Below are 14,142 nucleotides of genomic sequence, written 5' to 3'. Positions count from 1 at the left end.
TTATTATATAATAATTTTAGGCACGGATTACACGGATTTCACGGTTTTTAGAATTATGAATCTGTAAAACAACAGCGTTAATCCGTTCCTTCTCAACTCTCCTTTCTTAGCTCTTGACTTTTCTAAGTTTTCCCCACAGGAATCCTCCTACACCGGCAGCAATGATAATCCAGATAGGGGAGAAGCCCAACAGCCAGATTAATAATGCCGAGGCAACAGGAATCCACAGATTGTAGCGGTTGATTTTAGCAGATCGTCCCATGGTAAAGGTTGGTGCCGCGATGAGTGCCACCACTGCCGGGCGGATTCCTTTAAAAATACGTTCCACTATCGGATTGTCTTGGAAACTATGAAAGAACAGGGCGATAGCTAATATAATAATGAAAGACGGTAAAACAGTACCCAATGCTGTGATAATACTTCCCCGGATGCCACGCAATTTATATCCTATGAAGATAGAAATATTGACTGCCAGAATTCCCGGAGCGGATTGTGAGATAGCCAACAGGTCTATAAAATCTTCCTGCGCAATCCATTTTCGCTTGGTGACAATTTCATTTTCAATCAGTGGCACCATTGCATACCCTCCTCCAATGGTAAAGGCGCCTATTTTAAAAAAGATTCCAAATGCTTCGAAATAAATGTTCATTCTTTCTTTTCTCCTCCTTCCTTACTAGCTGTTTTTTTCTCTTTGCCATACTGACTGGGGCTCACATTAAAATGCTTCTTAAACACTTCGCGGAAGTACTTGGCGTCACTGAATCCCGTCATTTCTGCAATTTCTGTTATGCTATGTGTGTCTTCTTTTAGTAATTGTACGGCACGTTTCAGACGAATCAGCCGGATATAATCTCCCGGTGCCTGATCGGTTAATGCCCTTAATTTATTGTAAAAACTTGTGCGACTCATTCCCATCAGGCTGCATAATACATCTACCGTGAGAGCAGGATTGTCAATGTTATCTTCCACGTTCTTTTTGACGTTTGCTATGAATTTCCAGTCAATGTCTTGCGAACAGTTGATGCAGTCTTCATCATTTTCCTCATCATTCAGATCTAAATTTGCGAATTTGCTGCGCAATAGTGCACGGTTAGCCAGCAGATTGGCAACATTAGCTTTCAATATACCAATATTGAATGGCTTCACAACGTATTCATCCGCACCAATCTGAAGTCCCGAGAGAATATCTTTCTCATTATTCAAAGCAGTCAGCAGGATAACAGGAATGTGGGAGGTTTCGATATTATTCTTGATAGCTTGGCATAATTCATCCCCCCGCATTTCAGGCATCATAATGTCTGAAATAACCAGCTCTGGTTTGTACTCGGGAATAATCGTCAATGCTTCTTTTCCATTGGAGCAAACCTGTACGAAATACTCCTCGGATAACGTTTGCGACAGATAGTTGCGCAACTCATCATTATCTTCCACAATCAAGATGCGACGATGATTAATGTTCTCTTTCTTTTGTGCATTTTCGTAAATTTCAGGTGATGGAGGCGGAACGTTATCAATCGTATTTTCTATACGCTGTTTGCTCGGAGTTGCCAGATGTGCTTTCCGGAAGCGCTTGCTGTCTTTAGGGAATGTTATTTTGATAACCGATCCCTGGTTTTCGATGCTTGACAGATTAATCTTTCCTTTATGCAGGCGGACTAGCTTCCATACAAGCATCAGTCCGATACCACTTCCTGTTACTTTGGAATTAATAGCATTGCTGCCACGGAAATGAAGTTTGAACAATTTCTTTTGTTCATTGGCCGGGATGCCGATTCCTGTGTCTCTGACTTCCACGCTCCATGAGTCAGATGTTTCTGAAACGAAAACCTGTACATTTCCATTTTCCGGAGTATATTTCAGTGCGTTCGAAATGATGTTCTTAAAGAGATTCCATCTTTTCTTTATCAAACCATACGTTCATATACCTGAAATTACTTTCATAAGTGAAGTTGATATGTTTGATGTTGGCGTACTGCTGGAACGCGTTGAATATTTCATTCATAAACGTGTTTAGCTCATGCTCTGAAATATATAATTCGGAAGAATATACGTCCGCTCTTTCAAAGTTGATAAGATTGGTGGTAAGACGTAATAGGGCATTTACGTTTCGTAATGCCGTATTCATGTTCGAAATACCTTCTTTACTCAACTCCTCTTTCTCGCGTAGTTCTTCCAAAGGTGCTTTGATAAGCGTCAATGGGGTACGGATATCATGTGCCGTATTGATAAAGAAGTGTATTTTCTCATCGGAGACTTTGCGTTGCTTCCTCAAAATCAGTATACGCAATAGGACGATGGCAATGAGACAAAGGATAGCTGTATAAACCAGCATGGCCCAGAATGTCAGCCAGAAAGGTTGGGCTATGATAATATCCATACTTCTTTCTTCAAGCATGATGCGTTTGTCTTCATTGGAGATGGCACGTACCCTTAGCGTATATTTGCCCGGGGCAAGATTGGTGTAACGAATCGTGTTCTCTGTTCCGGGTTTGCTCCATTTATCATAGAAACCTTCTAGCCTCCAAGAGTAAAGAATATTGGAAGGATAGTCATAGTTGATGGAAGAAACCTGCAAAGAGAATCTGTTTTGATTGTATTTTAACTTTAGTACCTTTGTATCATTGATGCTTGCTTTCAACGGAGAATCCTCATCACCCGGATAGATTGTTTGATAAAAAAGCTTGAAATCGCTGAAAATCATTTTAGAAGAATAACTTCTGGGCAATTTCATATCCTTGTCAAATTCCACTGCTCCGTCAGAACTGCCTAAAATGAATTTATTGTTTTTCCGTAACGTACCTGATAGCGCATTGAAATGGGTGGTCATCAATCCCATATCTTTGGTCCAGTTATAGAATTTTTTCTCATTGGGATAAAAACTTGTCAATCCGCTTTCTGTACTCATGATTATATCTTTGTCCGCATCCGATAATATGGTATAGATATTATTGGATATCAAAGCACAGTTTTCCGTGTGGTAATGAGTGAACAGTTTTTTATTAATATCGTAAATCAATAGTCCCGACCCGCTGGTACCTATATACAATGAACCGTTTTTTGCTTGGTACAGGGAATAGATATAGTTCGACTCTACCGGAAGTTTTATGCGCTCGAATTTTCCGGATTCTTTATCTAAAAGACATAGGCCGGTGGCACTACCGATCCACATACTTTTTTCATCTTTCTCAACGATGGCGGTAATGGAATTTAATCCATCATAAAACCGTACTTCCTGCGTCTTCAGATTAATACGCTTGAGGTTGTAGAATCCTCCCGACCAGATATAACCCTGCATATCTGTACGAATATCACGTATATATTTATCCGGTCGCTTGTTTGTATGAGTGTACAAAGGCGGCATGAAATAGCTGACACTGAACGTTTTCTTATCTATCTGGTAAGCACCGGAAGAGTACCCGCCTGCCCAGATAATTCCGGGAGCCACTTCGCATATAGTAAGAAAGATATGGCTTTTATTACCTTGCGACTCTTCAAAAGCACTAAGCACCGATCGCCATTGTCCGGTCTTTGAATTAAAAAACTGATGCCATTGTTCGTTGCAAACCATAAATCTCCCTCTCTGTCTTCAATAATGGCATTTACTTGATCGTTGATTAAAGACTGTTTGTTACCGATGGAGTGCTTAATCCATTTGTAGCTCGTATAACGGTTGTTTTGTATCGTGATTCCGATGGGATAATTAGCCAGCCATATCCGTTCTTCATCATCCACAAAAATGTCATTGATACTGTTACCGTTCATGCCACAATTACTGTTATAATCAGCCACAATTTCGGGTACTATTTGATAAGTATCCATATTTATTTTGTGTACTCCTCCGCCATCGGTAGCTATTAATAACTCTTTGTCATTTAGCGGCTTGAACCGTGTGATACTGATATCTTTCAGGTTATAATCCGGTCGTATGACGGATTTGGTATTCATATCATAAACCATAATTCCCCGCAAGAAAGTGCCGATGAATAGTTTCCGAATCTTTTTGTCGAAGTGTAAATCGCTTACTTGGGCTTTCACGCTCTCCAACTTATCGCAATTGATAAGTTTCAATGCGTTGTTTTCTAATTGGGCATAATGAATCCCCATTTCCGTACCGATGAAGAAATGCGATTCGTCTATTTGTTCAATATCAGTGATTTCTTCACTTATATCATTCTTTATATGGGTGACTTGTTTGGTGTCCGTATTATAGAGAAAGATAGTATCTTTATTGCATAGCCAGATGTGTTTGTTCTGGTCGAGCCAGGCATAAGTGACCGGGTCCGGCTGTTCGCTGAAACTTTCCATCGGTAATTTATATACAAGACTGAAGCAGTCGTGAATCTGGTCATACCGGAATACTTTTCCTTTTTTCCCGATTTCCCATAAGACTCCTTCCTGATCAATATAAAGCCAGTTTAGATTTAACAGAGAGTTCACTTCTGCGTCACCATCCATTAACTTATATCGTTTAAACTCTTTTCCATTGTATCGATCAATACCTTCGTGCGTGAGGAACCACATGTATCCGGTTTTATCTTTTTGAATGCAGTAAACCCGCCGGTTACTTAACCCATCCTCCACTCCGAGATATCGATACGTCTGCGCGACACAAATTAGAGGAAACAATAAGATTAGAAAAAGCCATTTTTTCATACAAATAGGACTTTTAAGGGTTATTGAATCTTTTATGAGGGGGAAAGTTTGACAAAATTAAGAAGATTTTTTGATATTACAAAATTTTGATGAAAGATAACAGCGCTCCAAAAATGAAGAAAATAGACTATTTTATAACTATTTGTATATACTGTTTGTTTTCGGTATTTTGGTATCTATCAGAAGTCTTCCGGTAGAATGGAAAGTTCCGTAAAATAAGAGGCTGGCACTATTTAAAGTACCAGCCTCTGTAAAATATGGAAATGATTTATTTCATTTTCGCTTCCACCCACTTGCGGGCATTGACAAACGCTTCTATCCATGGAGTAACCTGATCGCTGTTCTTGCGGTCGGCCGGATAGCAACCGTTCTGCCATGGGAAGATGGAACGTTCCAAGTGAGGCATGATAGCCAAGTGGCGTCCGTCTGCGCTGGCCAGTGCTGCGATAGAATAATCGGAACCGTTCGGATTGCCCGGATATTCATCATAGCTATACTTCGCTACTACATTATATTTATCTTCGTCATATGGCAAAGAGAATTTTCCTTCTCCGTGAGCTACCCAGATACCCAGTTTGCTTCCACTTAAAGAGCCGAACATCACACTGCGGTTAGTCGGGATAGTAAGACCAAGGAAGCGTGATTCGAATTTGTGTGAATTGTTATGTAGCATTTTTCCTTTCTTCTTCAGTTCCGGGTTGATAAGATTGAGTTCCATCATCAGCTGGCAACCGTTGCAGACACCCAATGACAATGTATCTTCGCGTGCATAAAATTTATCCAATGCTTCTTTAGCTTTCGGGTTGAACAGGAATGCGCCTGCCCATCCTTTAGCAGAACCCAGTACATCGGAGTTAGAGAAACCACCGCAGTAAACGATCATGTTTACGTCTTCCAGTGTTTCGCGTCCGCTGATGAGGTCGGTCATTGTAACGTCTTTTACGTCGAAACCTGCCAAATAGAGTGAGTAAGCCATTTCGCGCTCACCGTTTGTACCCTTCTCACGGATGATAGCCGCACGGATACCGCTTGGGGTACGACGATCCGGAGTGATACCGTATTGAGAAAGCTTACCTTTGAATTCCGGCATGAAAGCGAATTCAACAGGTTGCATCTTATAGTTTTCAAAACGTGCTTTTGCGCAACCGTTCATAGATTGTTTGCGGTCGAGCAGGTAAGAAGAAGAATACCATACGTCACGCATATAATCGATACCAAACTGGTAAGTAGCACCGTCTTTAGATACCAAAATGTGGCGTTCGTCAGTCGGTTTACCCAGCTTTATATAGCCTACGCCTGCATCTTCCAGAATCTTCTTCACTTCATCCTTATGCTTGTCGCTGATCTGGATAACGATACCCGGATTTTCAGCAAACAGAATCTTAACGATATCCTGTTCTTTCATCTTGTCGAGGCTGATTTCCATACCGCCTTCTACATTAGAGAAGCACATTTCGAGCAATGTAGTGATCAAACCACCGGCAGAGATATCGTGTCCTGCAAGAATCAATCCTTTGTTGACAAGTTCCTGTACGGCAAGGAAAGCATCACGGAAATATTCGGCATCTTGTACGCAAGGTACTTCGTCACCAACTTTACCCAGAGATTGTGCAAAAGCCGAACCACCCAGTTTCAGTTCATCGAAGCTGAAGTCAATATGATAAAGCGTAGTCTTTTCATTGTTAACCAATACCGGAGATACCACTTTCTTCACGTCGGAAACTTCACCACCGGCAGAAACAATCACAGTTCCCGGAGAAATCACTTTCTCGCCGTTCGGATACTTCTGTGTCATAGATAGAGAGTCTTTTCCGGTAGGAACATTGATCTGCAGCGCGCAACAGAAATCGCTTAAAGCTTTTACAGCTGTGTAAAGACGGGCATCTTCACCTTCTTGAGAGCGGCAAGGCCACATCCAGTTGGCAGACAGTGAAATGCTATCCATACCTTCCGCCATTGGAGCCCAAACAAGATTGGTCAGCGCTTCAGATACAGAAAGAATAGAGCCGGCAGCCGGATCAGCCAATGCTGCTTGCGGAGCATGTCCGATAGAGGTAGCGATACCTTTCTCGCCACGGTAGTCGAGTGCTACGACACCGCAGTCGCTCAACGGCAACTGAAGTTCACCCTGACATTGCTGACGAGCCACTTTGCCTGTTACCGAACGGTCTACCTTGTTTGTCAACCAGTCTTTGCAGGCTACAGCTTCAAGCTGCAATACATTCGTCAGATATTCATGTAGTTTAGACAATTCGTATTTCGGCATTTCATAATGACGTTCTACGGTCTTGTCTACCATATAGGTTTTGGGAGAAGAACCGAACATCTGTTCTACGGCAAGGTCGAACGGACGTACACCGTCAGCCTGTTGGAAAGCGAAACGATGATCACCGGTTGTTTCACCGACTACGTACATTGGAGCGCGTTCGCGTTCGGCAATCTTACGTACATGTTCAATAGCCTCTTCTTTAATCAGCAGACCCATACGTTCCTGACTTTCGTTAGCGATGATTTCTTTGGCAGACAAAGTCTTGTCACCGATAGGCAACTTGCTCATATCGATCAAACCACCACATTCTTCCACGAGTTCGGACAGACAGTTTACGTGTCCGGCAGATCCGTGGTCATGGATAGAAACCACCGGATTCACCTCTTCTTCACAAAGAGCGCGTACTACGTTATTGGCACGTTTTTGCATTTCTGCGTTGGCACGTTGCACGGCATTCAACTCGATGCCACTGCTGTAACGACCGGTATCAACAGAAGATACGGAACCGCCACCCAGTCCGATACGGTAGTTGTCACCACCGATAACCACTACTTTGTTTCCAGCTTCCGGTGTGCCTTTCAGGCAGTCGCGTTGTGTACCGTAACCAACACCACCGGCAAGCATGATTACTTTGTCGTAACCATAAACTTCTTTGTTTTCTGTATGTTCGAAAGTCAGTACCGAACCGCAGATCAGCGGTTGGCCGAACTTGTTACCGAAGTCGGAAGCACCATTGGATGCTTTGATTAGAATCTGTTCCGGAGTCTGGTATAGCCATTTGCGTACCGGAAGAATCTCTTCCCATTCGCGTCCTTCTTCTGTGCGTGGATAAGAAGTCATGTAGACTGCAGTACCTGCAATCGGCCATGAACCTTTACCACCACCCATACGGTCGCGGATTTCACCGCCGGTACCGGTAGAAGCACCATTGAATGGCTCAACAGTAGTAGGGAAGTTATGAGTTTCCGCTTTCAGTGAGATAACACTCTTGATGTCCTTTACTTGGAAGAAATCAGGTTTTGAATGATCTGCCGGAGCAAATTGTTCCACAACCGGACCTTCAGCGAAGGCTACGTTATCTTTATAAGCAGAGATTATTTTATTCGGATTTTCCTGTGTAGTCTTTTTAATCATCTGGAACAGGGAAGATTCCTGCTCTACGCCGTCGATGATAAACGTTCCGCCGAAAATTTTGTGGCGGCAGTGTTCGGAGTTGATTTGTGCGAAACCGAATACTTCAGAGTCGGTCAGCTTCCGTCCGAGGTCCTTTTCTACTTTCTTCAGGTAGTCCATTTCTTCTTTGGAAAGAGCCAAACCTTCTTTTTCGTTGTACACTTCGAGATCTTCAATGTAGATGATTGGTTCCGGCTGACGGTTTGTCGTGAATACGTTTTGGTCGAGTCCTTTGTACATGCGTTGGAGCATCGGGTCGTAATCGGCATTTTCGTCCTTAACAGGGAAGTACTCCTCGATGCGGCTTATGCCTTCGAGCCCCATGTTTTGGGTGATTTCTACTGCGTTTGTACTCCAGGGAGTGATCATTTCGCGGCGTGGGCCAACGAAACAGCCTTTCAGGTTTTCTTCACTTTCCATCACGGCTTCGCCAAAAAGCCAGCAGAGTTTATTACTTTCGTCAGGGGTGAGCTGATGGTTGCTCTCTACGGCAATCACGCTCTTGGAAGGGGTTCTGAAAAAAAGAATCATGTTGTATATTTACGATTTTACGATTTACGATTTTACGATTGAAGTTCCTGCAGGAGAAACTCTTCTCTTTTTCTGTGGCGCAAAGATAATCAATTTCGTTGGTGGTAGGAAAAAAATAGAGAATAAATTCCTATACCTTATTTAATATGTTTATTTTCGATGTACGTTTTACTTATTATCGCTATATATAGTGATTCTTGTGTGGAAAAAACGTTAATATACTATCCCCATATCACAAAAAAGTGCGATATTTGCGACATGATTCAGATAGAGACAATATTCGATATATTAGTGAAAGGCTTTATTATTGGCGTTGTTGTGTCCGCACCCCTCGGTCCGGTGGGCGTATTATGCATCCAGAGGACTTTGAATAAGGGGCGTTGGTATGGATTTGTAACAGGTCTGGGAGCCTCTTTGAGCGATATAGCATACGCTTTGCTCACCGGCTACGGGATGAGCTTTGTGTTCGATTATATTAATAAGAATATTTTCTATCTGCAATTATTGGGGAGCATCATGCTACTCCTTTTTGGTATATATACCTTTCGTAGCAACCCGGTGCAGTCCATTCGTCCGGCTTCCTCCAGCAAAGGTTCTTATTTCCATAACTTTATTACCGCATTTTTCGTCACTCTCTCCAATCCCTTGATAATCTTTCTGTTTATCGGACTTTTCGCCCGTTTTGCCTTTGTGCAGCCGGGGGTGCTGGTCTTTGAAGAGATCACGGGATATCTTGCAATTGCTATAGGAGCATTGACCTGGTGGTTGGGTATCACTTATTTTGTGAATAAGGTGCGCACTAAATTCAATTTACGTGGTATCTGGATACTGAATCGTGTTGTAGGAAGTATCGTAATGCTGGTATCTGTTGCCGGATTGATTTATACTTTGTTGGGAGAGTCACTTTATTAAGAGATAACATAATGAATCAGATAGCACAACAACTGAAAGAGAAGAATATTGCCGAATACCTTATATATATGTGGCAAGAGGAAGACTTGATCCGTGCCAATCATTGTGAACCGGAAGAGATGGAGGCAAATGTAATTGCCCGCTATCCGGAAGAACAGCAGCCTGCCATGAGAGAATGGTATACCAACCTGATTACGATGATGAGTGAGGAAGGAGTACGGGAAAAAGGTCATTTGCAGATTAATAAGAATGTGATTATCAATCTGACAGAATTGCATAACGCATTGGCTTCTTCTCCTAAATTTCCTTTTTACAGTGCCGCCTATTTCAAGGCATTGCCGTTTATAGTAGAATTACGGAATAAAAACGGCAAGAAAGACGAGCCCGAATTGGAGACCTGTTTTGAGGCGTTGTATGGAGTGCTCCTGCTTCGTCTTCAAAAAAAGCCTATCAGTGAAGGTACTGCTAAGGCAGTGGAAGCTATCACTAGTTTCCTTTCTATGTTGGCAAACTATTATGATAAAGACCGTAAAGGTGAATTAAAACTGGATGAATAAATGAGAATTTTGGTAACGGGTGCCAACGGTCAGCTTGGCAATGAGATGCAGGTGCTTGCAAAAGAGAACCCGCAACATACGTATTATTTCACGGATGTAGAGGAGCTTAACATCTGTGACAAGCAAGCCGTTTGGGCTTATATCGCAGAGAAGCGGATTGAGCTTGTCGTGAACTGTGCCGCATATACGGCCGTAGATAAAGCGGAAGATAATTCGGAACTAGCCTATCAATTGAATTGCGAAGCACCGAAACAATTGGCAAGTGCGGCACAATTCAACGGAGCCGCCATGATACAGGTATCTACCGATTATGTCTTTGACGGTACTGCACACACTCCGTATACGGAGGATTGCGACCCTTGTCCGGACTCCGTATACGGCACCACCAAACTGGAAGGAGAATATGACGTGATGAATTATTGCGAGAAAGCAGTCGTAATCCGTACTGCATGGCTTTATTCCACTTTCGGCAATAATTTTGTGAAGACAATGATCCGTCTTGGAAAAGAGCGTGACAGTCTGGGAGTTGTTTTCGACCAGATCGGAACCCCGACTTATGCTAATGACCTGGCACGTGCCATCTATACCATTATAAATAAAGGTATAGTCCGCGGCATCTACCATTTCAGCAATGAGGGAGTTTGTTCCTGGTATGATTTCACGGTAGCTATTCATCGTCTGGCAGGAATAACCACCTGCAAAGTGAAACCTTTGCATACAGCCGAATATCCCGCGAAAGCAAACCGCCCGGCATATTCCGTGCTTGATAAAACAAAAATAAAAACAACGTTCGATATAGAGATTCCTCATTGGGAGGAGAGCCTCAAACAATGCTTGATAAAATTAGGAATGAAAAATGAAGAATGAAGAATTTCGATGCGGCTTTATAGATAGCGTAACAATTCTTCTTTCATCATTCATCATTCATCATTCTTCATTCTTCATTCATATTAATATATGGCAGATAATACAGAAATTTTGAGACGGCGAACGTTCGCCATTATTGCGCATCCGGATGCCGGTAAGACATCATTGACGGAAAAGCTATTGCTTTTCGGTGGTCAGATACAGGTAGCAGGTGCTGTAAAGAGTAATAAGATAAAAAAGACGGCTACGTCCGACTGGATGGAAATCGAGAAACAACGTGGTATTTCGGTAACGACTTCCGTGATGGAGTTCGACTATCGGGATTATAAAATCAACATTCTCGATACTCCGGGTCACCAGGACTTTGCTGAAGATACATACCGCACACTGACTGCTGTAGACAGTGTTATCATCGTTGTAGACGGTGCGAAGGGGGTGGAAACGCAGACGCGTAAACTGATGGAGGTATGCCGCATGAGAAAGACTCCGGTAATAATCTTCGTCAACAAAATGGACCGTGAAGGAAAAGAACCGTTCGACTTGCTCGATGAACTCGAAGAAGAACTGATGATTCAGGTTCGTCCCTTGTCCTGGCCGATAGAGCAGGGAGCACGTTTCAAAGGAGTATACAACATCTACGAACAGAAACTGGACTTGTACCAGCCATCCAAACAGATGGTAACGGAAAAAGTGGCAGTCGATATTCATACGGAAGAACTGGATCAGCAGATTGGCAAGCCATTGGCAGACAAGCTGCGTGGTGATCTGGAACTGATCGAAGGTGTTTATCCCGAATTTGATTCGGAATCCTATCTCGCAGGAGACTGTGCACCTGTATTCTTCGGATCAGCGTTGAACAACTTCGGTGTGCAAGAGCTGCTGAACTGTTTCGTGGAGATAGCTCCCAGTCCTCGTCCCGTACAGGCAGAAGAGCGTGAAGTGAATCCCGACGAACCGAAATTCACCGGATTCATCTTTAAGATCACAGCCAATATTGATCCCAATCACCGTTCTTGTGTGGCATTCTGTAAGATTTGCTCCGGCAAGTTTGTCCGCAATGCTCCCTATGTGCACGTTCGTCATGGAAAGACCATGCGTTTTTCGTCGCCTACCCAGTTTATGGCACAGCGTAAAACAACGATTGATGAAGCTTATGCAGGAGATATTATTGGTTTACCGGATAATGGTACCTTTAAGATTGGCGATACGCTGACAGAAGGTGAAATGCTTCATTTCCGCGGATTGCCGAGCTTCTCGCCGGAGATGTTCAAGTATATTGAAAATGCCGATCCGATGAAGCAGAAACAGTTGGCGAAAGGTATCGATCAGTTGATGGATGAAGGTGTGGCACAGTTGTTTGTCAATCAGTTCAATGGCCGTAAGATTATCGGTACGGTGGGACAGTTGCAGTTTGAGGTCATTCAGTACCGTTTGTTGAATGAATACAATGCGTCCTGTCGCTGGGAACCGGTAAGTCTTTATAAAGCCTGTTGGGTAGAAAGCGATGATCCCGCAGAACTGGAAGCCTTCAAGAAACGTAAATACCAGTATATGGCAAAGGATAGAGAAGGGCGCGATGTGTTCCTGGCAGACTCCGGTTATGTACTTCAGATGGCGCAGATGGACTTTAAACACATCAAATTCCACTTTACAAGTGAGTTTTAAAACATATTCCGTTGATTTTAACTAAAAAATCAGGTAAAAAAAGGAAAAACATATCTCATATAAATGAGTGAATAGAAATGAAGACACTATCCTGGGATAAAATTCAGCAAGGGGATGAAGAGGCATTCCGGCAGCTTTATGAGCAATATGCAGATTTACTGTATGGATATGGCATGAAGATAGCCGGTGATGAGACTCTGGTAACCGAGGCGATACAGTCGTTGTTTGTTTACATCTTTGAGAAAAGAGAAACTTGCACGGCTCCTCAATCCATACCCGCTTACTTATGTGTTTCGTTGAGACACATGATAGTGAACGAACTGAAAAAGGAGAATAGTGGCTCATTAAAATCACTGGATGAAGTAGGCACAAATGAATATCAGTTTGATCTGGAGATTGATATTGAAACTGCTATTATCCGTTCAGAGTTAGAAAAAGAACAGCTAGAAGTTTTGCAGAAAGAGCTGAACAATTTGACAAAGCAACAGCGGGAGGTATTGTATCTTAAGTATTATAAGAAGATGAGTCCGGAAGAAATAGCCCAGGTGATGGGACTCACTTCACGTACGGTTTACAATACTACTCATATGGCTATCTCCAGTTTGCGGGAGCGTATGAGCAAATCTTTCTTGTTGTTGGTAGCAGCTAATTTGTGGATTTTTAATTGAGGTGTGAGATATGGAAAAGTGGACAGAATCTTTAGATAAATACTTAGAAGAAGGAAAACTTCCTCTGGTTGGCGAAATCTTTTCTCGTAAAAAAGAAATAGGTGATAAGCTGAAGTTGCAACGTGAGGAGAGCCATAAGATCGCCTTAAGCCGGGGAAGAAAGCAAGGTGCGGGGAGAAGTTTCTCTTTCTCATGGGGAGTGGCAGCGGCAGTTGTCCTTCTTTTGGGGATAGGCGGTTACTTCCTGGCAGAAGAAAAGGTGGTGACTGATAACACTGCTATGAACTATGAATTGCCGGATGGCAGTACTGTGCAGGTGATGGAAAATTCCCGCCTGACTTACAATCATATCACATGGCTTTGGGAGCGCAAATTGCAACTATTGGGTAAAGCCTCTTTTAACGTAACCAAAGGCAAGACATTCACGGTCCGTACAGAAGCCGGCGACGTAACCGTACTGGGAACGAAATTCCTCATCGATCAGCAAGGAAAGAAGATGACCGTCAACTGTGAGGAAGGAAGTGTGCAAGTCGAGACTGCTGTAGGTAAGCGTACATTGCTTGCCGGGGAAAGCGTTCATTGCGATGAGAACAAGATTGTGCCGGTAGAGAAAAAGGCAGAAGAATCGGAGTTCCCCGAGGTGTTGGGGTATGAAGACGATCCGCTAATAAATGTAGTGGCAGATATTGAGCATATATTTGAAGTAACAGTCGTCGGACATGAGAAATGCGAGGGGCTGACCTACAACGGGACGGTCTTAACAAAAGACCTGAACGCCACACTGGAAAAAGTCTTTGGATCGTGTGGAATCAGTTATCAAATTCGAGGGAAAGAAATTATTTTAAAA

At 42.9% G+C, this 14,142-nt stretch carries 8 protein-coding genes and 1 pseudogene; 6 read left to right on the top strand and 3 right to left on the bottom strand.

The window, feature by feature from the left end; translation table 11 throughout:
- Positions 1-106: 106 nt before the first annotated feature.
- The 3 genes and pseudogenes from BXY_RS22590 to purL form a co-directional block, all read right to left on the bottom strand.
- Positions 107-649, bottom strand: coding sequence for a chromate transporter (locus tag BXY_RS22590; RefSeq protein WP_008025977.1), 543 nt, complete (start codon positions 647-649; stop codon positions 107-109).
- Positions 646-4,653, bottom strand: a pseudogene (locus BXY_RS22585) (hybrid sensor histidine kinase/response regulator transcription factor). The gene BXY_RS22590 and the pseudogene BXY_RS22585 overlap by 4 nt, the downstream one beginning before the upstream one ends.
- 268 nt (positions 4,654-4,921) lie before the next feature.
- Complete coding sequence (gene purL / locus BXY_RS22580) at positions 4,922-8,626, bottom strand: phosphoribosylformylglycinamidine synthase (protein WP_009040525.1); 3,705 nt, start codon at positions 8,624-8,626, stop codon at positions 4,922-4,924.
- A gap of 258 nt (positions 8,627-8,884) precedes the next feature.
- Between purL and BXY_RS22575 the strand changes: the two genes are divergently transcribed.
- The 6 genes from BXY_RS22575 to BXY_RS22550 form a co-directional block, all read left to right on the top strand.
- Positions 8,885-9,538 carry a LysE family translocator gene (locus BXY_RS22575; RefSeq protein WP_004310295.1) on the top strand — a complete coding sequence of 218 codons (654 nt, stop codon included), beginning with the start codon at positions 8,885-8,887 and terminating at the stop codon, positions 9,536-9,538.
- Positions 9,539-9,549: 11 nt separating this feature from the next.
- Positions 9,550-10,095 carry a DUF4924 family protein gene (locus BXY_RS22570; protein WP_015533028.1) on the top strand — a complete coding sequence of 182 codons (546 nt, stop codon included), beginning with the start codon at positions 9,550-9,552 and terminating at the stop codon, positions 10,093-10,095.
- Positions 10,096-10,962, top strand: a complete 867-nt coding sequence (gene rfbD, locus BXY_RS22565) for a dTDP-4-dehydrorhamnose reductase (protein ID WP_015533027.1) — start codon at positions 10,096-10,098, stop codon at positions 10,960-10,962. It begins immediately after the preceding gene.
- Positions 10,963-11,052: 90 nt separating this feature from the next.
- Complete coding sequence (locus BXY_RS22560) at positions 11,053-12,627, top strand: peptide chain release factor 3 (protein ID WP_009040526.1); 1,575 nt, start codon at positions 11,053-11,055, stop codon at positions 12,625-12,627.
- A gap of 77 nt (positions 12,628-12,704) precedes the next feature.
- Positions 12,705-13,295, top strand: coding sequence for an RNA polymerase sigma factor (locus tag BXY_RS22555; protein ID WP_008025991.1), 591 nt, complete (start codon positions 12,705-12,707; stop codon positions 13,293-13,295).
- Between the two features lie 10 nt (positions 13,296-13,305).
- Positions 13,306-14,142 (top strand): FecR family protein (locus tag BXY_RS22550; protein WP_128859128.1); only part of this gene is annotated, 837 nt, incomplete at its 3' end.

This window comes from Bacteroides xylanisolvens XB1A, from assembly GCF_000210075.1.
Classification (GTDB): Bacteria; Bacteroidota; Bacteroidia; order Bacteroidales; family Bacteroidaceae; genus Bacteroides; species Bacteroides xylanisolvens.
Note: the sequence above shows the minus strand (reverse complement) of the source record. Positions and strands in the feature narration are given on the sequence as shown.